18 protein-coding genes are annotated in these 26,370 nt (G+C 56.9%); 7 read left to right on the forward strand and 11 right to left on the reverse strand.

Features of this window, described 5'->3' with window-relative positions:
• The first annotated feature begins 36 nt into the window (after positions 1-36).
• Complete coding sequence (locus FY046_RS19340; protein ID WP_446186395.1) at positions 37-1,365, forward strand: MFS transporter; 1,329 nt, start codon at positions 37-39, stop codon at positions 1,363-1,365.
• 185 nt (positions 1,366-1,550) lie between these two features.
• Here the strand turns inward: FY046_RS19340 and FY046_RS19345 are convergent, their stop codons facing one another.
• Both FY046_RS19345 and pdeH read right to left on the reverse strand, forming a co-directional pair.
• The gene (locus FY046_RS19345) at positions 1,551-3,611 is read right to left on the reverse strand and encodes an AsmA family protein (RefSeq protein WP_133844580.1); all 2,061 of its coding nucleotides are present in this window, start codon (positions 3,609-3,611) and stop codon (positions 1,551-1,553) included.
• 63 nt (positions 3,612-3,674) lie between these two features.
• The gene (gene pdeH, locus FY046_RS19350; protein WP_133844583.1) at positions 3,675-4,448 is read right to left on the reverse strand and encodes a cyclic-guanylate-specific phosphodiesterase; all 774 of its coding nucleotides are present in this window, start codon (positions 4,446-4,448) and stop codon (positions 3,675-3,677) included.
• Between the two features lie 285 nt (positions 4,449-4,733).
• On the opposite strand from pdeH, the gene FY046_RS19355 reads away from it, so the two are divergent.
• Positions 4,734-5,672, forward strand: a complete 939-nt coding sequence (locus FY046_RS19355) for a sugar kinase (RefSeq protein ID WP_167864194.1) — start codon at positions 4,734-4,736, stop codon at positions 5,670-5,672.
• On the opposite strand, the gene FY046_RS19360 is transcribed toward FY046_RS19355, so the two are convergent.
• Positions 5,638-6,918, reverse strand: coding sequence for an alginate lyase family protein (locus tag FY046_RS19360; protein ID WP_167864193.1), 1,281 nt, complete (start codon positions 6,916-6,918; stop codon positions 5,638-5,640). The genes FY046_RS19355 and FY046_RS19360 overlap by 35 nt on opposite strands.
• A gap of 127 nt (positions 6,919-7,045) precedes the next feature.
• Between FY046_RS19360 and FY046_RS19365 the strand changes: the two genes are divergently transcribed.
• Together FY046_RS19365 and FY046_RS19370 are read left to right on the forward strand one after the other, a co-directional pair.
• Complete coding sequence (locus FY046_RS19365; protein WP_159338354.1) at positions 7,046-7,204, forward strand: hypothetical protein; 159 nt, start codon at positions 7,046-7,048, stop codon at positions 7,202-7,204.
• A 123-nt stretch (positions 7,205-7,327) separates the two neighbouring features.
• Positions 7,328-8,203, forward strand: a complete 876-nt coding sequence (locus FY046_RS19370) for an alpha/beta hydrolase (RefSeq protein ID WP_133844590.1) — start codon at positions 7,328-7,330, stop codon at positions 8,201-8,203.
• Between the two features lie 47 nt (positions 8,204-8,250).
• Here FY046_RS19370 and FY046_RS19375 read toward each other — a convergent pair whose 3' ends face one another.
• From FY046_RS19375 to bcsR, 8 genes are all read right to left on the reverse strand, one after another.
• Positions 8,251-9,732 carry a M16 family metallopeptidase gene (locus FY046_RS19375; protein WP_167864192.1) on the reverse strand — a complete coding sequence of 494 codons (1,482 nt, stop codon included), beginning with the start codon at positions 9,730-9,732 and terminating at the stop codon, positions 8,251-8,253.
• A gap of 260 nt (positions 9,733-9,992) precedes the next feature.
• Positions 9,993-11,267 (reverse strand): dicarboxylate/amino acid:cation symporter, encoded by a 1,275-nt coding sequence (locus FY046_RS19380; protein ID WP_133844594.1) that lies wholly within the window; start codon positions 11,265-11,267, stop codon positions 9,993-9,995.
• A gap of 184 nt (positions 11,268-11,451) precedes the next feature.
• Positions 11,452-13,449, reverse strand: coding sequence for a biofilm formation regulator HmsP (gene hmsP / locus FY046_RS19385; protein WP_167864191.1), 1,998 nt, complete (start codon positions 13,447-13,449; stop codon positions 11,452-11,454).
• 162 nt (positions 13,450-13,611) lie between these two features.
• Positions 13,612-16,590 (reverse strand): cellulose synthase subunit BcsC-related outer membrane protein, encoded by a 2,979-nt coding sequence (locus FY046_RS19390; RefSeq protein WP_159338352.1) that lies wholly within the window; start codon positions 16,588-16,590, stop codon positions 13,612-13,614.
• Positions 16,590-18,836, reverse strand: a complete 2,247-nt coding sequence (gene bcsB / locus FY046_RS19395) for a cellulose biosynthesis cyclic di-GMP-binding regulatory protein BcsB (RefSeq protein WP_446186403.1) — start codon at positions 18,834-18,836, stop codon at positions 16,590-16,592. Before bcsB ends, FY046_RS19390 begins: the two co-directional genes overlap by 1 nt.
• Positions 18,837-18,846: 10 nt before the next feature.
• Entirely contained in the window at positions 18,847-21,456 is a 2,610-nt protein-coding gene (gene bcsA / locus FY046_RS19400) for a UDP-forming cellulose synthase catalytic subunit (RefSeq protein ID WP_133844598.1), read from the reverse strand.
• Positions 21,453-22,181, reverse strand: coding sequence for a cellulose biosynthesis protein BcsQ (bcsQ, locus tag FY046_RS19405; RefSeq protein ID WP_159338351.1), 729 nt, complete (start codon positions 22,179-22,181; stop codon positions 21,453-21,455). Before bcsQ ends, bcsA begins: the two co-directional genes overlap by 4 nt.
• A complete protein-coding gene (gene bcsR, locus FY046_RS19410; protein WP_159338350.1) occupies positions 22,181-22,372 on the reverse strand; it encodes a cellulose biosynthesis protein BcsR in 192 nt (63 codons plus the stop codon). The genes bcsQ and bcsR overlap by 1 nt, the downstream gene beginning before the upstream one ends.
• 297 nt (positions 22,373-22,669) lie before the next feature.
• Between bcsR and bcsE the strand changes: the two genes are divergently transcribed.
• From bcsE to bcsG, 3 genes are read left to right on the forward strand one after another with little or no spacing between them, the layout of a single operon-like run.
• The gene (gene bcsE / locus FY046_RS19415; protein ID WP_133844604.1) at positions 22,670-24,217 is read left to right on the forward strand and encodes a cellulose biosynthesis protein BcsE; all 1,548 of its coding nucleotides are present in this window, start codon (positions 22,670-22,672) and stop codon (positions 24,215-24,217) included.
• Positions 24,214-24,405 (forward strand): cellulose biosynthesis protein BcsF, encoded by a 192-nt coding sequence (gene bcsF, locus FY046_RS19420; RefSeq protein ID WP_133844606.1) that lies wholly within the window; start codon positions 24,214-24,216, stop codon positions 24,403-24,405. Before bcsE ends, bcsF begins: the two co-directional genes overlap by 4 nt.
• Positions 24,402-26,057: a cellulose biosynthesis protein BcsG gene (gene bcsG / locus FY046_RS19425; RefSeq protein WP_167864187.1), complete on the forward strand. Its 1,656-nt coding sequence runs from the start codon at positions 24,402-24,404 to the stop codon at positions 26,055-26,057. Before bcsF ends, bcsG begins: the two co-directional genes overlap by 4 nt.
• The last annotated feature ends 313 nt before the right edge of the window (positions 26,058-26,370 follow it).

Below are 26,370 nucleotides of genomic sequence, written 5' to 3' on the forward strand. Positions count from 1 at the left end.
ACGCCGTTTACATTCACATTCAAATAAGAAAAATTTATGCAAGCTTCCATCGCGCCATCCATCGACACCGATCCCAACGCCACGCCCGTCAACTCTCGCGGTAAAGTCGTTATTGCTTCACTGGTCGGCACTGCTATCGAATTCTTCGATTTCTATATTTATGCTACTGCCGCGGTAATCGTGTTCCCGCATATCTTCTTCCCACAGGGTGATGCCACCGTTGCCACGCTGCAGTCACTGGCCACCTTCGCCATTGCCTTTATCGCGCGCCCTATCGGTTCAGCGGTGTTTGGCCACTTTGGTGACCGTGTCGGGCGTAAAGTGACGCTGGTCGCCTCGCTGCTGACCATGGGAATTTCAACCGTGGCGATCGGCCTGCTGCCGAGCTATGAAACGATTGGCGTGTTTGCCCCCCTGCTGCTGGCGCTGGCACGTTTTGGTCAGGGTCTGGGACTGGGCGGCGAATGGGGCGGTGCTGCACTGCTGGCCACGGAAAACGCTCCGGCGAAAAAACGCGCCCTGTATGGCTCCTTCCCGCAGCTTGGCGCGCCGATTGGCTTTTTCTTTGCCAACGGCACCTTCCTGCTGCTCTCCTGGCTGCTGACCGACGAACAGTTTATGAGCTGGGGCTGGCGCGTGCCGTTTATCCTCTCAGCGGTATTAGTGCTGATCGGCCTGTATGTGCGCGTCTCATTGCATGAGTCACCGGTTTTCGCCAAAGTACAGAAAGAGAAGAAACAGGTGAAAGTGCCGATTGGCACCCTGTTCAGCAAGCATCTGGGTACCACCATTATTGGTACATTCATCATGCTGGCAACCTACACCCTGTTCTATATCATGACCGTCTACTCCATGACCTACGGCACCACGCCCGAGCCTAACGGACTGGGTATTCCACGTAATACTTTCCTGTGGATGCTGATGCTGGCGGTGATTGGTTTTGGCATCATGGTGCCGATTGCCGGGCTGCTGGCCGACCGCTTTGGTCGCCGCAGGACGATGATCATCATTACCCTGATTATTATCGGCTTTTCGATGATCTTCCCCTCGATGCTGGGTTCCGGTAATCAGATGCTGATTATGGCTTTCCTGGTCTGTGGCCTGAGCATTATGGGGCTGACTTTCGGACCGATGGGCGCACTGTTACCGGAGCTGTTCCCGACCGAAGTCCGTTATACCGGAGCATCGTTCTCCTATAACCTGTCGTCGATTCTGGGTGCATCCATCGCGCCATATATTGCCACCTGGTTAGCGCACACTTACGGGCTGTTCTATGTCGGCGTTTACCTGGCGTCGATGGCCTGCCTGACGCTGATTGCGCTGATCCTGTGCAAAGAAACCCGTCACGAATCGTTGTTTGATTGATATTGCCTGATGGCGGGTCGGGCATGCCCGACCCCTACAACGGATCCAGGGGCGAGGCATAGGCACAGACCGACCACATGCCTCGCCCGTATCGATGACTGTAGGGGCGAGGCATGCCTCGCCCGTGTCAATGATTGTAGCGGTGAGGTCTGCCTCGTCCTTATCAATATCCGCCCTGCACGACGTTATTTCCCACTTTTCATCTGCTGCAATACGCGGCTGCATTGATTATCGTCGTTGTCACTCGGTGAGATCAGCGCCAGCAGCGCCGCTGCCGGGGCCACCACGGCACCTAATGCCACCGCCGCCGCACCACGAGCAATCAGTGGCCCGGGTTTCACACCGGCATCGGGATTTTTAAAGGTGCCACGCACATACAGCGGTGAGCGCAGCGTGATAATCCTGATGCCTTTGCTGTCCGGGTTAATCGACAGATCCAGCCGTTCGTTAGCAAAATTGGTGGTGCCGGTAATATTGATAATCGCGTTTTCAGTATCGAAGACAAACAACCGTGACGAGGCCAGCCCGTTGTTCACCTGAAGATTGGCGGCCGCGCAGTTGATTTTCACTTCATCATCACCAAACAGCTTACCCACCACGTAGTTACCCACGTTCAGACCCACAATTTCCATCAGACTGCGGCTGATCAGGCCATCGTTCATCAGCAGCTTCAGGTCACCGTTGCTGGTTGCCAGCAAATCGGCCACTGAATTACCGCGCCCGCTCAGCGTCGCATCACCGTTCATCTGGCCAAGCGCACTCTGCATCGCTTCCACGCCCGGGAACAGCTGCCGCAGCTTCAGATTGCGGGCATGGAGATCCACGCGTCCCTGCATTGGCGATTTGTCGCCTTCCAGCCGGACGCTGGCATTCAGGTTTCCTCCCGCCATGCCGAAGCGCAGCGGGTCGAGGCGCAGATCGCCGTTTTTCAGGATCAGATGAGTGGAAAGATCGCTGATCGGCAATGAGCTGCTGTGCTCTATGCGCCGACCTTTGAATGTCACATCCGCATCCATCACATCCCAGTTTTTCGTGTCGAACTTATCATGCGGCAGCACGCGATCGGCGGGCTGCGTGGCGGCCTCTCCACGTTGTGCCTTGGCCTTTTCGGTCTTTTCACTGCCTTTACCGGAATTGACGCCAATCAGCGGGCCGAGATCGGCCATACGCAGCTGACGCGACTCCAGCGTCCCTTCCAGCTTAGGTCGGGGTTTGCTCTGACTGTAGGTCAGGGAACCATGAATATCGCTGTCGCCGATATGGCCGTTAAAGCCCTGATAGCGAAACACCGCACCGGCGGCCTGCTGGAAACGCGCCGTCAGATGGCCATCCGTTTCATACGGCGGCGTATCCGGCAGCAGAACGCCCGTCAACCCATAGAGGTTGGCCAGGGTATCACCGGAGAAACGCAGGCGAATATCTACCCCGCCGAGGTTCATCGGGTCCTGCACGGTCCCCGCCACCCGCACGCGCGTGGTGCCACTGCGGATATCAGCCTGAATCGGGAATGGCGTATTCTGGCTGCGTAACGACAGCATGCCGCCCATTTTGCCGTCACCGTTCAGTTTCTCGTTGTTGTACGTCCCGCTGACTCGCCAGCCGAAGACAAAATCTGCCGCCCCTTTTTGCTGGTCGTTGCCTCCTGCCAACTGGGCATAAGGCACCGGTTTACCCAGCGGATCGACGGTGATCTGCACATCCGCCTTATTGATCGCATCACGATAAGCGATGTTCCCCTGGTCAAAAACGATATTATCCAGACGGAACGACCATGCGGAAGGCGGCTGATTTTCCTGTTTTGAGTCACTGCCCGCGAGGTTAAACGTCCAGTTATTTTTGCGGTCGGCCGTTTGCACCAGCTTTGCGGTCGGTTGTTGCAGTTTGATCCACGGCAGATACACCTGCTTACTCAGCAGCGCCAGGGGTGAGAGAGTGGCGTCGATACGCGCCAGATGCAGCATGGTGACATCAGGAATGTCAGGAGGGTTACCCAGCATAATGTCCTGGGCATGGACGTGCGGCCAGGGCACCCAACGACGCCAGCCAGGTTCGCTGCGGTTGCGCTCCCACGCCACACCCAGATCGCCACGAATGGCAAACGGGCGGTTAATCTCGGCAGAAACTTTCTGGTTGATGGTGGGCTTCAGGCGATTCCAGTCGAAGGTGGCGATCACAATGACCATCACCACCACCAACAGCACAAAAATCCCGGCAATCCAGCTAATGACTTTCCCCGTACGCGACATTCGTCGTCTCCTTGATGGCTATCCGTCTCTGGTTAAAGATAGTCGAGACGACAGCACATGGGATCAGACGAGGTTCAGCGGCAATGCCTCAAGCTGTTCAAACGGCATAGGACGGGCAAAGAAATACCCCTGTGCAGCATAGGCAGGAGAGTTACGTACCTGCTCCCACTCTTCAGGTGTTTCTACCCCTTCAACAATCACCCCTTTGCAGTAGCGATTGATCAGGGCCAGCAGCATTCCAAACAGATTTCGGCCCTCTTCGCTTTCACGCAGCAGGATAAACAGCTCGCGTGCGAGCTTGATGTAGTCGTACTTCAGTTCGGTCAGCGCGGAGAAGTTCGCCATGCCGGAGCCGAAGTCATCCAGCCACAGCGGCCCCAGTTCAGGCATCTGCGCAACAATCACTTCCTGTGGCAACACATGGTGCTCGACCAGTTCAAAACGCACCCACGGGCAGCGTGCAATTAACTGACGAACGGTTCTGTTATGCTGGATTTCCAACAGCGTTGGCCCGTCGATATTGACGGAGGCGACGATGTTAGTACTGGCAAATTTTCTTTCCCATTTAGCCAGCAGCGTCAGCTGCTCGGCCACAATATGCAGGCGTTGAGGGATCTCAAGCGTTGCAAAATAAAGCTCCGGCGAAACTCTCTGGCTCGGCGCGGATGGGTGAAACACCGCTGTGAGCAACTCAATTGCCATCAGGCTACCGTCTACCCGGTAAATCGGCTGGAAGTTATAGGAACGCTGACACTGTTGCCAGTAAACAGGTTCTTTAAGCTGCTCTTGTTCGACGATTGCGTTCGGTAACCGGTGACTGAGGCTATTCAGCACCATTATTATGATCCTTTATTTGTGAGACCGCCTTCGTATGGCATCCCGTGTTGCAAGTATCGGCACTGTCCCTGAGAACTTTATCGACATACAGCCACGTTAGCCTTGCTAAGATTACCCATCTTTTGCCCTTTCAATCGCTAAAACAGGCGCTGTTTAGGGCGTTTTATCATCAGTTGGCCCGGACTAAACCCACGTCACAATAAAATTAAAACATCGTTTTAAATCATTGACTGTTGCCCCGCACGCAGCGAGACTGAACGCAGACTTTTCATTGAGCGAATGACCATGACGCAACAGAAACTGGCCGTGATCGGCGAATGTATGATTGAACTCTCCCAGCAGGGTCGCGATATGAGCCGGGGATTTGGTGGCGATACGCTGAATACCGCGGTGTACGTAGCTCGCCAGGTACCAGAGCAGGCGCTGCGGGTGGATTATGTGACCGCATTGGGTCAGGACAGCTTCAGCAGTGAGATGATCGCCGCCTGGCAAAGCGAGTCGCTACAGACCGGCCTGATCCAGCGCATGAAGAACAAACTGCCAGGCCTGTATGTGATTGAAACCGACCCGCAGGGTGAGCGTACGTTTTACTACTGGCGCAACGATGCTGCCGCGCGTTACTGGCTGGAAGGCGAGCGTGCAGAAGCGATCTGTCAGCAGCTGGCCCATTATGACTATCTCTATCTGAGCGGGATCAGCCTCGCGATCTTAAGCCCAGAGAGCCGGGAAACCCTCTACGCCCTGCTGGCCGCGTGCCGCAAAAACGGCGGCAAGATTATTTTCGATAATAACTACCGCCCACGCCTGTGGCAGAACCCGCAAGAGGCGCAGAGTGCCTATCAGGCAATCCTCGCCTGCACCGATATCGCGTTCCTGACGCTGGACGATGAAACCCTGCTGTGGGGCGAAGCCAGCGTAGCAGACGTGATTGCACGCACGCAGCAGGCGGGCGTCAGTGAGATTGTGATTAAACGCGGTGCCGATGCCTGCCTGGTAGCGAATGGCAGCGAGCCGCTGCTGGAGATCCCCGCGGTGCGTCTGCCGGCATCAGCGATAGTTGATACCACGGCAGCAGGTGACTCCTTCAGCGCTGGCTACCTCGCCGTACGTCTGACTGGCGGGAGCGCAACCGAAGCCGCACAGCGCGGCCACCTCACCGCCAGTACGGTGATCCAGCATCGCGGGGCGATTATTCCCCGTGAGCGGATGCCTGCGCCTCGCTAACGCGCGGCACGGCCAGCAGCCAGGTATCACGTAGTGCGGAGATCGTTGCCCCGCGCCCTTCTCCGCCATTGGGCAGATCCCAGTTAGCCTGACGGATCGCCGCCTGATAGCGATCGCTATTACGCTGATTATCGGCCTGCGACAGCAACGGGATCAGGCGCACGCCAATACGGTCAAGGCTGTGGTAGGGCCAGATTTTGTTGTTGCCGCTGTACGGTGCCATAAAATCCAGCGCTGTCAGCAGGCTGGCCTGCTGCGGGGTACGGTAATGCCACAGATCGCCGGTATGACTGTTCTGCGCCACCGTGGCCAGCGCGGTCAGTGCCTGCAAATTAAACCAGCTGTAGTGGAAAGATCGGGTGCGTGCCAGCTCTTTCGGCTGGCTGCCATCGGCAGCAATCTGGTGATTCATGCGTTTTTTTGCCTGCTCCAGCATGGGTGTGATCGCCTCAGGCCGTTGCAGATACCAGGCAATACCCGCCACCTGCACGTTGTACCAGCTACCGTGATTATTCTCCGCCTGCGCTTCCCCCTTACCCTGTTTGCTGGTCTGTAGCCAGTGCAGGTAATCACTCATCCACTGCTGCATCTGCTGTTCATCCTGCGCACGCCAGCCAGGCGCGGTGCGCAGCATCAGCAGGGAATCCACAATCCGCGTGGCAAAGTAACGTCCATCGAGCACGCCGGATCGCCGCCCTTCCGCCTTGCCCGGTACGCTCTGGGCCCAGTTCAGGTTAGGGTTCATCCGCGTGGCAGGATCGAGAAACCAGTGGCGGATCAGGGCGATCGCGCGATCGGCATACCGTTCATCGCCGGAGAAATACCAGGCCAGCGTCAGGGTCTGTACCCGGGCGGTAAACGTCGCCAGCCGCACACCGTCGCTGTCATTGTTCTTGGTTGAAGGGTTGATTTTACCGTCACGGCGTACCCACGGCAGCCCATCCGGAGACGCGTCATCTGGCCACCAGTAGGCACTGAGGCTCAGGTAATCGTGTTTTGAACCGCTGGGAGGCGTAAGCCCTTTCTCTGTCACGCTCAGCAGTGGCGCAACCAGCGCCTTATCGGCCTCGTGCTGTAGCTGATGCCAGGCTTTCAGTGTCAGCGTGGGTGCCTGCTGCTGCTGCAACCGCGTTTTATTCAGCACCAGGTCATCCTGGTTGAGAAACGCATACTGCTGCGCAAACAGGGGCAAACTGACGAACATCCCCAGACATAAAATCAGGATATAACGCACACTGCGTTTCATCTTCACTCTCCGTTCAGATTCCGTCTGACAGCATAGTCTCTGACAGTAAAATATGCCGTTCTGATGAATCAATAATATTAAGTCAAATTATTACCGGGGAAAGTTCCTGAGCAAAGAACCATTATTAATGAGTAAAAACAGCAGCCGCATAAATAGTTTGTGTTTAGGTCAATATTTAAAAAAATCTAATGTAAAAGCCGCCCAGAGCAGCAATGACAGTGCATCAGGCCGGAAAAAAGAAAGAATTGAGTATATTCCGAAATTGATTACCGATGAGGTGAAATAGTAGACGGCGGAAAAATAAAGCGGCACAGTTTCTGTTCAATACGCCGTGATAAATATCACCTTCCTTTTTTCTACGGCTTCTATAATTTCTAATTATTGTTGCAGCAATAATATTGAGGCGCCTATGAACGCAGAAATTTTCAACCTCTGGCCACACGGCGATGCGCCAGGCGCCAGCGATTCACGGGCGCAGCCGCAGATTATTGATTTGGCCAAACCTTATGAGCCCTTCGACCGTGCTGCCAGCGGCGTCCGCTGTCCGGAGCTGGCGGTGTGGTACCCGGAACAGTCGAACGGCATCACGCTGCTGGTCGCCCCTGGCGGCGGTTACCAGCGCATCATGATCGATAAAGAGGGCAGCGCCCTGGCGATGTTCTTTACCTCTATGGGCTATACGCTGGCGGTCATGACCTATCGTCTGCCCGCAGATGGTCACCATGAAGGTGCTGATGCGCCACTGGCCGATGCCCAGCGCGCCGTCAGAGTGCTGCGTGAACGTGCGCTGCGTGGCCGCAATGGTGAGAAAATTGTCATGATGGGTTTCTCAGCCGGAGGGCATGTCGCCGCCAGTCTGGGAACGCGTTTCGGTGAAAAACTCTATCCGGTGCAGGATGCTGCTGATGCGCGCTCTCCGCGCCCCGATGCGCTGGTACTGATCTATCCGGTCATCAGTATGCGTGACGGGCTGGCTCATAGCGGGTCGCGTCTGCAACTGCTGGGTGAAAACCCAGGCCAGAAGGAAATTGACGCGTACTCAATGGAGAATCGCGTGAGCGATAACACACCGCAGACGCTGCTGATCCACGCCGTTGATGACGCGTCAGTCCCGGTGAATAACAGCATGGTGATGTTTAGCGCTTTGCGTGAACATCAGGTGCCGTGCGAGCTGCACTTCTATGAAAAAGGCGGCCACGGCTTTGGCATTCGCAACGTGGCCGACCTGCCGCTCGCCAGCTGGCCGATGCTGGTCAACGAATGGCTACGCGCGCGGAAATGGTGATATCACGGGCGGGCCAAAACAGCGGGTCCGCCCCGTGATCACACCTGTCACTGTGCCGGTGCGCTGCCGTCCGTTTGTGCCGCGTCCGCTGGGGCAGCCACTGGCGCTATCGGCGTCATAATTTTCTGCCAGCTTTCGAGCAACATCTTCACCTTGGTTTCAGGTTCGCCCTGCGGCTGCATCAGCACCATCGTCATATCCTGGGTTAACTGCTGACGTAGCTCCTGGTTGAGCTGGTCGAGGGTTAACTCTGACAGGAAAGTCTGACGCAGTTTCTGATATTGCTCAGGAGCGATATCCACCACTGCGTTCTGTTGAGAGCGAAGGCGCTGGCTCATCAGAACATCGGTATCGGTGCGTGCATAGGTGGCAAACAGCTTGGTCAGTTCACTTTTCTTCTGCGTCATCAACGCATCGAACTCCTGCTGAGTCAGCCCTTTATCACGCACGTTGACCATCTCTTTGGCGATCAGCTCCAGGTTGTTGTTCAGTGCCGCGTTGTCTGCGTCCATATTGATGGCACACTGGGCGCGCTGATACAGCACCCGGCAATCGAAGCCAACCTGCATTCCCTGGGTTTTGTTATCACTCAGGACTTTCTGCACATGCCAGAACAGCGCTTCACGCGCCAGATCGCTCTGCCAGTAGCGCAGCAGGTTTTGTGATTCGCGGATGGGCTGCCACGGCGTATCCCACACCAGCGACAGACGATCCTGGCTAATACCGTTGTTCACCAGATTCACCGGCTGCTGTGGCAACGGCGAAAGCGTTGGCATCGCGGAAGGCTGATCGCGCTTGCCCTCCAGCGGGGAGAACACTTTATTGATTTGCTCGGCCAGGCTGCGGCTGTCAACGTTACCCACCACAAACAGCGTCATGGCATCGGGCGTGTACCACTGCTTATAGAACGCATAGAGCTGCGCCATATCGACCGGGGTTTTTACCGCGGCGGCCGGGTCATGCGCCAGCATCGAAGAGCCTTTCAGACGGTAACGCCACCAGACATCCTGCGGATTACCCGGCCAGGTGGCAATCGGGTCATCAGCATTGAGGGCGGTGTTCACCACCTGATCGTTAATCGTCATTTTACCTGCGGTTGCCGCCAGCCAGTTCAGGGCTTCTTTCAACATTTCCGGGCGGTTATTCGGCAGGCTCAGATTGTAAAGCGTGTAATCGTATGAGGTGATGGCTGGCGGTTGGGGGTGCTGCGGATCAATACTTTGCTGCCACAGTGAGCGCTGCTGCGCCGGATCCAGCGTGGCATTATGCACCAGCGCCAGACGGGGTAACAGATGACTGTAGCCAGCCTGCTGGGCGCTTTCAACCAGCGAGCCCGTGTTAACTAACAGGCGAATTTCAACGCGGTCACTTGGACGCTGCGGGGTGGTGAGCAACTGCCAGCTAAAACCGTTCTCCAGTTTGCCCTGCTGCCAGGCAGGATCGGGTTGGAGTGTTTCAGCCTGTACAGTGCTACTGGCCACTGCCAGTAAGATTCCACCAATCAATAAACGAATTCTGGTGCCCTGCATGTGAACCCCTACTCAATCACAAACCAAATAATTATCACTGGCGGTCTACGGCCTGATTCTGTCACGGTGACAGATGGCTCCGGAAAGCCACTGTTTTTAAAAGGAACAGCTCTTAGACCACGCATCGACGAGGATGTCACACAGCGGAATGAAAAATCATAAAATAATATGAGGGTTATTATGCAAATGCCCGCCGTGAGGGCAAGTCACGACGGGCATTTGAGGTGATTTTTTGTGAATTAAGTACTTATCGCGATGTTTCAGGCTACTTTTTGCTGCTTTTTACTCGCATTCAACGTCTCTTTTAACTGCTTTTCGTCCAGCTGACCCACCCATTTGGCCACCACCACGGTCGCCACGCCGTTACCCACGAGATTCGTCAGTGCGCGGGCTTCGGACATAAAGCGGTCAATGCCGAGAATCAGTGCCAGGCCCGCCACCGGCAGGTGCCCAACGGCCGAGAGCGTTGCCGCCAGCACGATAAAACCACTGCCGGTCACCCCTGCTGCACCTTTCGAGGAGAGCAGCAACACCACCAGCAGGGTAATCTGATGCCAGATATCCATATGGCTATTGGTGGCCTGAGCGATAAAGACCGCCGCCATCGTCAGGTAAATCGAGGTGCCGTCGAGGTTGAAGGAGTAACCGGTGGGTATCACCAGGCCGACGACCGATTTCTTACACCCCAGCTTCTCCATTTTATCCAGCATACGTGGCAGCGCCGACTCAGAAGAGGACGTCCCCAGGACAATCAGCAGCTCCTCTTTGATATAGGCAATAAATTTGAAGATATTGAAACCAACCACGCGAGCAATCAGCCCCAGCACCACCACCACAAACAGCAGGCAGGTGATGTAGAAGCAGATGATCAGTTGGCCGAGCTGTACCAGTGAACCCACGCCGTATTTGCCAATGGTGAAGGCCATCGCACCGAAAGCCCCGATCGGTGCCAGGCGCATAATCATATTGATGATGCCGAAAATGACCTTGGAGAAGCTGTCGATAAAGTTGAACACCAGCGTGCCTTTATCGCCCATACGGTGCAGAGCAAAGCCAAACAGGATCGCGAACAACAGCACCTGCAAAATATTGCCGCTGGCAAAGGCACCAATGACGCTGCCCGGGATCACATCCAGCAGGAATGCCACCACGCCCTGCTGTTCAGCCTGCTGGGCGTACATCGCCACCGCTTTAGCATCCAGCGTAGCCGGGTCAACGTTCATGCCCACGCCAGGCTGCAACACGTTCACTACCACCAGGCCGATAATCAGCGCAATGGTACTGACCACTTCAAAATAGAGTAGCGCCACGGCACCGGTGCGCCCGACCGCTTTCATGCTTTCCATACCGGCAATACCGGTCACCACGGTACAGAAGATCACCGGGGCAATAATCATTTTGATCAGCTTGACGAAGGCATCACCCAGCGGCTTCATCTGCGCGCCCAGCTCCGGGTAGAAATGCCCGAGCAGAACACCGACGGCGATAGCTGTCAGTACCTGGAAATAAAGACTTTTGAACAGGGAAGTTTTCATAAAGGTATCCGTTAACCGCGTTAATTGTTGTTTTTTAGTCCAACGACAGCGCGAAAGTAACATCCGGTTAACAGGATTGGTACGGGGTGGCCCGGCGTGGGGCCACCTAATCGACATTTATAAGAGCTGAATCACGTCAGCAGAAAGTTGTATAACTAAAGAAAGTAGAAGGTAGACCCGCGTCTCAGGATTGTGACAGATAACGTTGCTCAAATTGCGGCAGCGGCAGCGCCTCTGAATACAGATAACCCTGACCAATAGAGATACCCCGTGCCAGCAGCCAGTCACGCTGCTCTTCGGTTTCCACACCCTCGGCCACGACGTCCAGATGCATTATCTCAGCGATGAAAGAAACAATTCTCACCATACTGTCATTATTCGGCAACGCGGCGACAAAGCTGCGATCCATTTTTAGTTTGCTAATCGGCAGCGTTTTAAACTGATTCAGCCAGTTCAGATTGGCATAGCCCATACCGAAATCGTCCAGCGCGATGGAAACGCCGGTTTTCTGTAATTCCTGCAAAAGGTGCAGCGCCTGCTCTGGCTCACCGATCTGGGCGGTTTCAGTGATCTCCAGCATCAGACGACCAGGACGGATGTCATAACGCTGAATCAGCTCCTGTAAATGACTGACCATTGTGGCTTCGCGCAGTTGGATTGCCGAGAGATTCACACTCAGCGTCAATTCGATCCCCTGCTGCTGCCAGTCGGCCAGGAGGCGGCAGGAGGCTTCAAACACCCAGCGGCCCAGCGCGGTAATCACCCCAATCTCCTCCGCGTTAGTAATCAGATCTTCCGGCAGGCACCAGGAGCCATCGGGCTGACGCTGGCGCAGCAGCGCCTCAGCGCCCACCAGCTTACCGCTGTTCATATCGATTTGCGGCTGCAACCACAGTGCAAACTGCTGCTGCTCCAGCCCCTGCAAAATATCATGTTCCTGGGTGAGCCGTTTCTGCGCGCGCTCGGTTAATGCCGGGTCGAAGAACAAGATCTGGTTTTTCCCCTGATGGCGTGCTGAGACCATGGCCGAGGTCGCGCGGGCCAGCAGATCGGCGGCACTCAGGCTGTCGGCTTCACGCAGTACCATGCCCACGCTGATATTCGGCCGCAGCTGCATATGCTGCAAACCGATCGGCTGATTCAGGCGCACCATCAGAGTCCGCGCCAGCCGCAGTCCACGGAACGGGTTATTCGCGCGTTTCACCAGCAGGGCAAAATCGCAGATCGACAGCTGCGCCAGTACCGTACGCTCATCAATACACTCGCGCATTTTCTCCACCAGCGTCAGCAGCATGGCATGACGTTGTTCGTCGGTGACCAGCCCGTTGGTCTCCAGCAGCGTTTCAATACGCACCACGATCAGAGTAAACATACCCGCCGGGCCAACAGCGCGCAGATGCTGCTCCAGCAGCGCCAGGAACAGCGTTTTATTCGGCAGGCCGGTGAGAGAAAAATGGGTGCTCATGTGGCTCATCTCATCAAAGGACGATGCCAGCATCTTCTGGTTACGGTTGTAGTGGCGGATCAACATGCCGATTTCATCATCACGATGATGACGCGGCAACGACAGCTGATGACCGATCGCCTGTTGCAGGCTCAGGTCCCGCAGCTCGTGGGCAATATTGCGCAGCGGGCGCACCATCAACCGATTAATACACCAGCTGATAGAGACAGAGAGGATCAGCGCCAGCAGCAGATAGGCGGTGACCATCGTCGAGACAGCACTAAGGATAAACTGATACACGCGCCAGGAATCGGCCTGCAACACCAGTATCGCCAGGGGCTTAGGGTTGGCCGGTTGGACAGAATAGAGAGGGACCGTGATTTGCACCGGCAGCTCAAACAACTCCATGATAAAACGTGGCACCGGTTTCTCGGGCTCAAAGTCCGTATGCAGCGCCTGGAGCCCATTGGGCAGCACCACTTCTGCGCGCGCCAGAATACCGGCCGGACGCAGTGAGTTAAGAATATATTCAGCCTGAGGAATATCCGCTTTGAGTACCGCCTGTGACAACGGCTGGCGAACGGTATGTGCCACGTTCTCCATTTGCTGGGCGTAGTCGATTCTGCGCTGCTGCACAAAATGAAAAAGCTGTATGACGATAAAAATACAAATGGTCACGACTGCAACGCTGGAAATCGTCGCCATTTGCTTAATCGTTAACGAACGACTGACGCGCAAGCCTGTTCTCCGAAGCACCGAATCTCTGATTCAGGGCATATAGGGCAAAAAAACAGTCCCGAGTATATCCTAAGGCAAGCGTATTTTAAGCTATCACGCCTCGCAATCGTTCGTTTAGGGGTTTTCCTGGTCTTCCTGTCCCCTTTTCAGGCTCCCTGCGCATTATTTAAAATCTGCATAGGGGATCAGCGGCTGCGGCGGCATATCCAGATCGCCCTGCCAGCCCGCCATCGAATAGCGCAGATACATCAATCCGTGGCTGGGGGTGTAATCCTTCGCCTGCTGAATATCCACCCCGAGCCCCAGCGTCCAGTGTGACGATAACCGCCGTTCCACCAGCGCCTGTAACGTGTAGCCAACGCCGCTGCCGCCCCCGTCACTGCCCGGCGGATTATCGCGGGTCAGGTCGCCAAAACTGAGAGGATAGCGCGGCTGAGCACGCGTTTTTGAGTGGGACAGCGAAACCGAACCGCCAAGGTCAAATGACCAGTTTTCTGTGCGCTGACGGAAGGTGACAGGCACTGACACTGACGCATAACGCTGTGGACTGTAGTAGCCGCCCTGGCCGAGAGAGTAGTCGCTGAGATCCTTCGCGTAATGCCACAGCATGCCATTCAGGCCAATCGTTGCGCGGCGGTTATCCTCGTTAATCCACTTATAGTAGTAGCCACTCATCAGGCGTTCGCGAGAGTTATCCGCCACGTTAGTGCCGCCGATCTGATGAGCGCTGATATCGGCCCAGATGCCATGTGCCTCACCCCGGTCATAGCTCAGGCCAATGGCACCCCCGGTAGCCACCACCCCGCCCCAGGTTTTTCCACTGGCCGGGTTCGGGTCGCGCGCCCCGGCAAAAGCCAGTAACGAGCTGGAAATCGGTCGCCGTGAGGCGGTCAGCGAAACACCCACCTCATCAATATCGGTATTCCAGGTCAGGCCCCCTACCCAGTTCGTGACCTCGAAACCGAGTGGGGTGGTGCCGAGATCGGCTGACCAGCGATCGCTGCGATATCCTGCGCCGATGCTGGTGCCATTCTGGTGCTGTTTAACGTCCTGGCGGCACTGCGCATCGTCATTGGCGCAGGTGCCGAAATTTTCGGTGATATTACCGCTGCTATTGCGTGAAAAGGTCCCCGCCGACACATCGACATTGTCCAGTCGTAGCCAGCTACGGCCCTCATCCCAGGGCGTTTCCGCCTGCAACATGGTGGTACGTGCGGTGAAATCTGAAATACCGCCGGTGCCTTTATTACGCGAGTAATCTTCTTCGAGCGTGAACACCGTATCCTGCTGCTTATACAGGTCGGCACTGTCGCTGCGGATACTCCGTTTCAGCCAGTCATCGCGCACATCGTTACGCGTCAGCCGGGTAAAGGTATCGTTATCGACCGGGGGCTGTGCAGCAATACCGCTGGACACCATCGCCTGCCGGTAATCGTTCAGTGCGGCCGCGGACTGGCCCTGTGCGGCCTCCAGCCTGGCGGCATCACGCAGGACCAGCGCACTCAGCTCCGACGGGCTCTCTTTTTCTGCCTGCGCTTTCAGCCCGGCATACTGTGTCCGCGCACGATCGGTTTCACCGATGCTCGCCCAGGCATTCGCCACCCGGCGTCCGTTGCTGAGGCTGGCTGCACTGACCACAGGGGGCAACGCCTGTAACAGACGCTGCGCATCAGCAGGCTGCTGCTGCGCTATCTGAGCATCAATCTGGTCGAGCAGACGCTGGCTTTCCAGACGGTCTGACAACGCCTGAATATCGGGCGTCCACCGGGATTTTGGCAGAGTATTTAGCTGCTTCAACGCGGCATCATCGTTATCACGCCCGGAGAGCCACAGCCCGTAGGTATAGACCTGTGCCGGGTCCTGCGGCTGGCGCCGGGCCATCGCCGCCATCACCGCCTCTGCCGCTGCCGTCTGGCCGTTTTCGCGCAGCGCTCCGGCGTAGCGATAATTCAGCCAGACATCATCCGGGGCATCCGGCTGCGCCTGGCGATATTTTGCTACTGCCTGCGACCATTTCCCCTGCTGCCCCAGCCGATCGGCCTCATCACTGAGCGCACTGCTACGCAGACTGGCAAGGGTATCGCCCAGCGCACGCTGCTGCGCAACGGGCAGGGTATTCAGGAAATCCAGCGCCCGCTGCGGGGACTGTTGCTGATAAACAGCGGCCAGCCGACGCACCGCCGTGGTGTTACCCGGCTCAACGCGCAGCGCTTCGCGGTAATGCTGTTCGGCCTGACTATTGTCCTTACGGGCCAGCGCCACATCACCCAGGCCAATGCGCGCATAGCCGTCACGCGGGTCAAGCGGCCGTGCCTGCAGGTAGTAACGCTCTGCCGCGCGAGTATCCCCCTGCGCCAGCGCCTTATCGCCCTGTTCAATGGCCAGCCAGTACTGATTCGAACGCAGCAGGCTCTGCCATTTACTCACGTCGTCACCCTCCGGGGCAGCAGCGATCGCCTGGCGAAACCAGGTCGTGGCAGCCGCACGGTTACCGGCCTGAGTCAGCGCCTGGCCGCGTGCGCCCAGCGCCGCGGCACGGGTATCCGCTTGTGTGCGGCCGACATCCTGCTTTATCAGAGTAATCGACTGCTGTAGCTCTGCATTGCCCGGTGCCTGGCCGTCCAGTGCCTGCATTTCTGCCAGCGCCAGCGCCTGCTGGCCGGGCAGCCGCGCCACCAGACGCCAGTACTCCAGCGCAATATCAGTTGACGGAAACGCGCCGTGGAATAGCTGGTCCCAGGCGGCCCGGGCTTCCTCCAGCCGACCTGACGCCGCCAGTAGCCGTGCCTGCTGGAACTGCTGACGCCCTTCCGGCGTGATCAGCAGCATACTGGCTGCTGCCTGCCGCGCTGCCGCCGAAGACGGGGCAATCTGATTAAGCTGGCTCATCAGCCGGGCAGCGGTGGCCTGATCGCCCTGGCGCAGCGCCAGACGCAGTTTTGCCGCCAGCACATCCGGGTTATCCGGGGCAATTTTGTCCAGTCGGTAGAGTGACTGGGCGACCAGGTCGTACTTATTGGTCGCCTCCCCGGTACGCACCTGTTGTAACAGCCACGCTACCGGCGCCACACTGTCCGCCGCAAAAACGGCACTGAGCGGCAACAGGAGAACAGGCAGCAGCAGCCCATGCAGCGGGCGCATCACTCTTCGTCATCCTCGTCGTACAGACGACGACGGCTGATGCCGCGCATCACGCGCCAGACCAGTACCGCGAACAGGATCACCACCACACCCGCCAGCGTTGCCAGCCACAGCGGGTGCGTCGCCAGCAGGTTCCACAGGCGCTCCCACCACGGCAGGTGCCCGACATAATAGGTCTCACCCACACGCAGACTGTTAACGCCGGACTCTCGAATAATCGACACCGACCCAAACATCGCGTCCCGTTTGCCGCTGTCATTCATGGCATCGGCCAGCAGTCGCCAGGCCTGTGGACTGTCGGCCAGCAGAGCGACCACGCTACGCTGCTCAAAGAACGGCGACTGGAAGCCCACAACGGCGGCCATCGGCCCGGCGGAAACAATGGTGGTCTGGCTTTCCGGCTGCCGATCGACCGCCGGGCCGTCAACGCTGCTGAGTACCGGCTGACGCAGCGGTTTGTTAACCCAGCTTTTTGCCGCATCCACCAGCAGATTAATTTTGCTGTCATCTTTTAAGTCTGCGGGCAGGCTGCCAATCATCAGCAGGTCAGCATCCTCTGTTTTCGCCTGCGACCAGTTATCAGTCAGGCGAACCTTCATCGCCGGATAGCCACTCTGTGCGCTGATGGTGGCCAGTGCGTCGAGCATTGCGGTCACCTGCTCAGGCTGCGGCTGCGCGTTGACCAGTACCAGGGTCTTCGCCAGGTCGGCCTGACGGCTGAACGGGAACCCGGCGGAGGCAAAAGCACGCAGGGACGGCATTTCGATAAAGTGGCGATAACCCGAGAAGTCGACGGTGGAGCTACCGTCGATCACCACGTGATTTTTAACCGGCACCACCGTTTCACAGCGCCCGTCGGCGGTTCCACCAATAAAGGTCAGGGCATAGTCAAAATCGAAGCGCAGCTGATTGACCACATCCAGGCGCAGTGCCGGGATCGTCAGGTTAGTACTGCCATCCTGCAGTCCCTGGATCAGCGGAATGTGTAGCAGCTGCTGACTGCGGTCTTTCTTCACCACCAGCGGGTAGTCCTGAACAAACTGATTATTCAGGTGAACGGCCAGTCGTGAACTGTCGTTCAGGATCGGCGAGGTGTAGCGATAGCGCAGATCCATATCAATCCCACGCGCGCGGATCAGGAACAGGTCCGGCGGCAGATTGAGGGTGAAATTGAGCGGCGAAGGTTGCAGGCCATCAGACTGCAACTGCCCCTGATACTGCTGCAATTCCGCGAAGGTGGTGGCGCGGTCGGTACGCACCCAGTTGGGGGCATCGTAAGGCTGACGGTCAGCCAGCGGTTTCAGTGAGTCAACGATGGACGTCTGTCCACGTAACAGCAACTCCCCCTGCGCGATCCCCTGAACCGCCATAATCAGATCGTTATCGTCACGGCCCATGACCAGCAGCATTTTCTGATAGGGATTGTCTGGCTGGCTGACGATCGACACGGTCGGCTTATTCACCGGCGGAAGATCCTTCAGGAAATCCGGGCGCTTAGCGTTGGTCGCAAACACCACGGCATGCTGATCCTGCGGCAGCTGGTTGTACATCACCGGGAAGTTCTGCCCGCGCCACTGCGCTTTGGTACCAAACCAGGACGCCAGAATACCCGCCGCACGCTGTTCGGCAAGGTCCGGCGCTGAGGCAAACACCACCGGCAGCGACATCGGACGGTTATCGCGGCTGTCGAAGAACGGTTCCGGGAAATGTGAAAGATCGTTGGTCAGCGGCAGCTTTTGCAGCGTCAACTCCAGACGGCTCTCTTTACCGATATCCAGCCAGATCGAACTGTACGCCGGGTTTTCGCAGACGTTGGTGTAATGTCCCACCAGCTCAAAACGAATGCGGTTGAAATCACCAATAAAACGCGGGTCAATCGGCACTTCCACCTGGTTCTCTTTTCCCAGCTGTTCGGCGGTGAGCGTCACCAGTCCGACCATTTCGTCATTCAGGTAGATTTTCAGGTGCGACAGCGTCGGGAGCAGCGCGGGTGACGGGCGGAAACTCAGCATCAGCAGCGCCTTTGTCGCCACCTCATCGCTGCGCACGCCAAATTCAATCTGCCCCTCGGGATGGGTGCCGCGCAGGGAGAAAGCCCCGGGCGGCGGCGCGATTTTTGCAAAATTGAGCACGGACTCGCGCAGCGGTGATATCACAGGCGCCTGTGGCGTGGGGATATCGGCCGCCTGACTCAGTGGCATCACCCCGATCAACAGCGCAGTAAACCAGCTTTTTTTTATCATCATCATTTTATCTTCACTGTTGCGTCACGGGGCTGCGCACGCGCCCCACACCATGAGGGAGGAAAGAGGTTATCCACGCTGCCAGCGCGGTTAAACCAACAAATAACTGGCGCAGGCGCGGTGGCCCGTACTCCGCCAGACGCAGATAGCCTTTAAAACCCAGCACCACGATATCAACCAGACTTTGTACCGGTTTATCTTCCGGGAAGCCGTCCTGCCAGAGTGCCCAGGTATCGGCCCGGGCAAAGGTGCACTGAATAAATTCAACGTGCTGCTGCGTCGTCAGGTTATCCAGCCGGATGCCCGCCCGGCGGCCAAAGGTGCGCTGCACAATGCACGGGAAGCTGAACTCCTGCTGGCCCCGTTTAAGCAGTAAAAATACCGCCTCATCATCGCTCAGCGCATTGCCTTCACGCAGCTCCACCCCAACGCCACCGTCTGAATAGTCACGCAACGTGCAGGGCAGCAGATGCCCGTCTGCGCGGGCAATCGCCGCAGGCATCGCAATCTCCACGCGATGCGCTTCACGAATCTGCCGGGCCTCAACGGACACCGCCACCGCGCCCCCCAGAATAATCAGGTTGTAAAACACCCAGATCAGGCTGACCAGCACCGTCAGGATCTCGCTGGGCGGGCCGTATGCAAGGCGCCAGACGGCAGCGACAACGCCGGCAAGGTTAATCAGCACCAGGCACATATAGGGGCGGGTGATCACCCAGTCGAGGTGCTCTTCCGCGACCAGCCCGCCCTTGGCCGTAACGTTGAATTTCCCCTTATGCGGATTCAGCAGCGCCACGGTGGTCGGGCGCGCGATATACCAGGCCAGCACGGTTTCATAGACCTCACTCCAGAAGGAGTGCCGCCAGCGTCCCTGGATACGCGAGTTGGTCAGACTGGTGTGCAGCATATGTGGCAGCACGTAAATGGCGATCGCCAGCGCCGGGGCGAAGATAATAAACGCGTGGCACAGCAGGAAGGCCAGCGGGGCCAGCAGGAAAATCAGCCGGGGAATGCCCGAAAGGAAGTGCAGCATGGCATTGGCGTAGCACAGGCGCTGAACCAGCTTTAGCCCTTTGCCGAGCAAAGGGTTGTCCAGGCGGAAAATTTGTACCATCCCGCGCGCCCAGCGGATGCGCTGCCCGATATGCGCCGACAGGCTCTCCGTTGCCAGCCCGGCGGCCTGCGGAATGCGGATATAGGCCGAGGTATAGCCTTTACGGTGCAGGCGTAGCGAGGTATGGGCATCCTCCGTGACGGTCTCAACGGCAATCCCGCCTATTTCCTCCAGGGCGCTACGGCGCAGCACCGCGCAGGAACCGCAAAAGAAAGTGGCATCCCAGACATCATTCCCATCCTGGACCAGCCCGTAGAACAGCGTGCCCTCATTGGGCGTGCGGCGGAAACGTCCGAGATTGCGCTCAAACGGGTCCGGCGAGAAGAAGTGATGCGGTGTCTGCAACATCGCCAGTTTAGGATCTTTGAGAAACCAGCCCAGGGTCATTTGCAGGAACGAGCGCGTCGGCACGTGGTCGCAGTCAAAGATGGCGACGTACTCACTGCGGCACACCGTGCGCAGGGCATGGTTAACATTACCGGCTTTCGCATGCTCGTGGGTTTCACGCGCCACGTACTGAATGCCAACGCTGGCGGCAAATTCACGAAATTCCGGGCGTTGCCCATCGTCCAGCAGATAGATCGTCAGCTTCTCTCGCGGCCAGTCGAGGCCCAGTGCAGCATAAATGGACGGCTTAACGACGCTTAACGGTTCATTGTAGGTTGGCACCAGCAGGTCAATCGTCGGCCAGCTATGAGTATCCTCCGGCATCGACACCGGCTGACGGTGCAGTGGCCACAGGCTCTGGAAATATCCCAGTAACAGCACCACCCAGGCATAAGTTTCAGCGGCAATCAGCAGCAAACCAAAAAACAGGCTTAGCCGATCATCCCAGTTCAGCGTAACGGTATAGCGCCACCACAGATAACGGCAGGAGATGGTCAGTGACAGGACAATCATCATCATGACCGGCAGGCGGCCCGGAATGCGCCGCACCACCATCGCCACCATCCACAGCACCATAACAAAAATAAACTGCGTCCAGATATCAAACGGCTGCGAGATGCACAGCAGGGCCAGCGCCGTTGCCACCAGCACCGCCACGCTGAACAAGGCTTTGCGCAGCCACGGATGCAGCTGATTTAACCAGCGCTCACCCCGGCTCTCCAGCCTGCTGCGTTGCGCTTTTTGCGACAGGCGGTGCAGCCAGCGATGAAAGAGTTTGCGCCTGAGTGCCAGCGGGCGGAACGCATTCAGCCGCACGCGCTCACTGCGCGGTGAAGCATCAAGCGGCATAAACAACATCAGCCACAGGCTCTGCACCAGATAACGCAACAGATCCGCCGGGCGTGGACGTTCCGGCGAAATCTGCGGGTAAAGATGGCGACGGCGGGCACGCACGGACTGCCACTCCGGGGATTCAAATCGCAGCAGCGTCCAGCCCAACATCACCAGCAGGCACTGGAGCGCGGCTGCCAGCACCGGGGTACGATGACGGCGATAGTCGCGATAACGCTGGTGTAATGCCTGCCACACCGGGGGGATCAACAGCCAGCGCAGCGGGTTCATGCCGCTTTACCTTTAAGGTTGACCAGGCACCAGGTCGCCAGTGTCGCCATCTCCTCTGCCGCCAGGCTGAGTGGGCGATATTCGCCCAGCGGTTGCTTGCTCAACAGCGCTTCGGCCACTGCCTCATCGCGATGGATCACCAGCGGAACCATCGCCCTGAGCGAGCTTAACCACAGCTGGTGCAAATCCTGCTGCGCCTTGCTGACGGAAGTAAACTGGTTGATCAGGAACAGGGTGTTGGCAGGAAAGCTCGCCTGATGCAGGCGCAGATGGCAGTTGCCATCCGGGTTGAGCACCAGTAAATGGTGATCGGCCTGCAGCAGCGGAGAATTCAGATGGGATAACTCCGCCGGGATATCCAGCAGTACCCAGCGATACTCGCTACGCAGGGCTTCAAGACGCGTGGACCACGGGGTCAGTAACGCTTCAGGCTGACGAAAATAATCCTGCCCTTCTTCACGCGGAAGCTGCCCAAAGGGAATAAAGTCGAGTTGCGCGGTATAACGCATCGCGCTCTGCTGCCACGGCTGCTGGTGTCGCATGCTGTGTGCCCAGCCACGGGACTGTGTTACGGGAGAATTAAAATGGGTACTCAGCTGATTATGTGGTGAAAAATCAATGGCAATAGTCCTTTCCCCAAGGCGGTTCAGCGCCCAGGCCAGCCCTGCTGTGACAGAAGTGGTACCCACACCGCCACGTAATCCCGACAATGCAACGATCGGCATTAACTTTCCTTATTCTGAAGTGCACCCAATTCTGTCAGTAGTGGCCATCGCGCATAAATGGCAGCCAGTCTTTCCTGACGGGCAATATCGATATAACGAAATGCGCCGAGTGAAAATGCCTCCCCCAATGCACTAATATCATCAGGTGGCTCACTCTCGATTTGTAAAGCAGGACGCTGATTTTTATTCATCTTTGCCAGCCATTATGCAGGAACAGGTCGATTTAATAATACACATTTGTCACGTTAATGAGTTAAAGCTCATTGCTTTACCATGCCAGAAAAGACATCGATGGCGCACGACCCCACACTGACCGCCGTCAGTGGTCAGACTATCCCGACAATCTAATGCATAAAAATGTGAAAGCGATATCAATGATTCACTGGCACCTGTTAAGTAGTAATGTATATTTACAGTATAACAAGCGGTATGAAAAATTTTTTCCAGGCTGCCATCACGCTGGATTATTCCTGGTGCAAAAAAATCTTATGACGATTTCATTTACCTTAGGGCTTGGACAGGTTCAAAATGAATTAGTGTTGATGCAACCGCCAGGCTGCTACTGGGTCACAGTAAACAGGCAGGAAGATGCACGCCTGCTGGTGCGCCAGACGATAGCCGCTCAACGAGCGTTGACCCTGATCAGCACGACTGAACCTCCCCACAGCCTGCTGACACCTGCCCCACAAGGCGGCCCGAATAAGATCCCGTTATTCTCTTTGCCTGAAACGACCGAAGCGCTGATGGATTTAGCGGAAGATTTTTCCCGGGTATTAGCCAATAAACCCCGATTCCTGATTTTTTATACCGCCTTCAGTACGTGGGAGACGTTATCGTCCATTGAGTTAAATAACTGGCTGAAGGGGATTCAAAAATGGTTAACCGCGCGAAAATCAACATTGTTGATTATCACCTCCGGTCCCGGCGTTAATCTTCTGCGCAATGATTTACAGACACGCTATCGCCATCTGGATGGTTTGTCGCATCTTGAATGGCAACAGGACAGCTGGAATTACCGGGTTAACTGGTGGTGTAATAAAAGTGGCATGCTGGCAGATCGTGCGCTGCGCCTCACTTTGATTCAGGATGCTTTCCAGCAAATTAATGAAGAAGAGCAAAACACACCGTTAACATTAAATGATGAATATCTTTATCTGGCAGAAAAAACGGTACTGGAAGGTGCGCCCCCTCTTTCCAGCGCATGGACGCTGTTTGATGATAACAGCCAGCTTGCCAGCCGGGCACAGCAGGCCAGTGCCGCCACGGTGATCTTTAATCTGCATCATAACGACCAGATCGCGACTCTGGCGGGTGATATTCACGGCCTGCGCCGCACGCGCGGCAGCGCCCTGAAAATTGTGGTGCGTGAAATGCAAACGTCCCTGCGCTACAGCGATGAACGCCTGCTGCTGGCCTGCGGCGTGAATGCCATCGTGCCCTTCAATGCCACTATGTCGCGTTTTCTGACCACTCTGGAAGGGTTGCAGGGGCAGTTCTATAACCGCCATGTGCCTGCTGACCTTGGCGTTTTACTGCGCTCCATGCAGCCACTGCAGGAGAAAGGCTACCTGCCGCTGGAGCATTTTTGCCGCTCAGTGGCACGGTTGATCGATAACACCATGCTGCCGGAGGATGGCAAAGGTCTGCTGGTGGCCCTGCGTCCCGTTCCGGAACTCAGCCCTGAACAGGCACTGACGCTGTGCAAGCCGCGACGCTACGGTGACCTTGTGACGCGTATAGAGGACCGGGTGTATCTGTTCCTCTCTTCCTGCCGTTACAACGACCTGGATACGGCATTGCAGTACATTTTCCATCTGCCACCCAACGAGATTTTCACCAACCGGATGGTGTGGTTTGAAGATTTACAAATCCTCTCGGAAGTCAGGCAGATAACCAGTATGTTGCCCAGCGCCTGGCGTGATGCCCCACCGACTGAGACCCACGAATTGGCGGCCGATACCAAACAGCCAGAGATCCGCCTGGTGCCGGAAGAAGTGACGCTCGCCACCCGTTCAGATAAAGAGGGCCCGCAATGACACTGATGGATGGGGTGCAGATCGTCATTCTGCTGCTGTTGATCCTGTTATTACTGAAGCCTTTTTACAGCCGCTGGCTGCCCAAAAAATGGCGCGGGATCCTGCACCGTGTTCTGCCCCCCCGCGCCCTGAAATATGAAGGGACCTGGCGGCGAAAATCTCCTGATTCGGAAACCAAGAAACGATGAACGATCGCCAACCTGTCACTTCTTCTTCCCCCCCTGTCTGGCGCTACTGGCGCGGGCTGGGCGGCTGGAATTTTTACTTTCTGCTCAAGTTTGGGTTGCTGTGGTTTGGCTACCTTAATTTCCATGCGCTGAACAATCTGATTTTCCTGGCGTGGCTGCTGATGCCGATCCCATCGGTGAAGCTGCACCGGCTGCGTCACTGGGTCTCCATTCCTATTGGTATTGCCCTGTTCTGGCAGGATACCTGGCTACCGGGCCTGCAAACACTGCTTAGCCAGGGCGGGCAGCTCGCCGGGTTTTCCGCCGACTATCTGCTGGACTTAACGACCCGCTTCATCAACTGGCAGATGGTCGGCGGTGCCTTTATTCTGCTGGTGCTGTATCTGTTCCTTGCCCAATGGGTGCGGGTGACGGTGGTGGTTTCGCTGATGCTGGTGTGGGTGAACGTAGTGAACCTCGCCGGACCGGCATTTAACCTGCTGCCTGCCGGGGAAGCCACACCGCCGGTGGCAACAAACCCGGCACCTGAGGCCACAAAAAGTGCGGCAAGCGGTATGGAAGAGACGCTTCCTCCCACCAGCGCCAACCTGACGGCTCATCTGAACGCCTTCTATAACAGCGAAAAACAGCGCATTACGCAGTTCCCGGAGACGCTGCCTGCGGACTCCGCGCCCTTTGATATTCTGGTGATCAATATCTGCTCGCTGGCCTGGTCAGACATCGAGTTTGCGAAACTGCGCAATCACCCACTGTGGCAGCACTTTGATGTGGTGCTGGATAACTACAATGCCGCTACCGGCTACAGCGGCCCGGCGGGGATCCGCCTGCTGCGTGCCAGCTGTGGTCAGAGTTCGCACAGCGATCTGTACAAACCGGTTGATGAGCGTTGCTATCTGTTTGATAACCTGGCGAAGCTCGGCTTTAAGCAACAGCTGATGCTGGACCATCCGGGTGTATTTGGCGGTTATTTGCAGGAACTGCGTGATGACGGCAATTTACAGGCACCGCTGATGTCACAGGCCGGGCTGAAACCTCAGTTAACCTCGTTTGACGGGGAACCAGTGTTTGATGATGCCCAGGTGATGCAGCGCTGGCTGGATGACCGGCAGAAAAGCAGCGAGGCCCGCAGTGCCACTTTCTATAATCTGATCCCACTGCACGACGGCACGCGTGAACTGGGTAGCAACAAAACCGCCCCCTGGGAGCCACGGGCGAAAAAGCTGTTCGATCAGCTGGATGATTTTCTGACCAATCTGGATAAGTCCGGCCGCCGGGTGATGGTGCTGGTGGTGCCAGAGCACGGTGCGGCGCTGGAAGGTGACCGGATGCAGATGTCCGGCCTGCGCGATATTCCCAGCCCGTCGATTACCCATGTTCCGGTGGGCATCAAGTTTGTTGGGATGAAGGCACCCCATGCTGCACAGCCGCTGAATGTCAGTACGCCGACCAGCCTGCTTGCGATTTCCGAGTTGGTTTCCCGCGTGGTTGATGGTCAGGTGTTTAATGCCGCCAATGTGAATATGGCGACATTGACGGCTGATTTACCCCAGACCCCGGTGATCTCCGAGAATGATAATGCGGTGGTGATGATGTATCAGGGTAAACCGTGGATTCGGCTGAACGGTGGGGATTGGGTGGCGTATCCACAGTAGGGGTCGGGCATGCCCGACCCGCATCAGGGCGAGGCGTGCCTCGCCCCTACGCAAATGAAGGTGAGTAGCCTGTCCGTTGCAGGGATCGGGCGTGCCTCGCCCCTATGCAAAATGAGGGTGGGTGACCTGTCCGTTGTAGGGGTCGGGCATGCCCGACCCGCATCAGGGCGAGGCGTGCCTCGCCCCTACGCAAATGAAGGTGAGTAGCCTGTCCGTTGCAGGGGTCGGGCGTGCCCGACCCTATGCAAAATGAGGGTGGGTGACCTGTCCGTTGTAGGGGTCGGGCATGCCCGACCCGTTTCAGGGCGAGGCG

This window comes from Erwinia sp. 1181_3 (genome assembly GCF_052824965.1).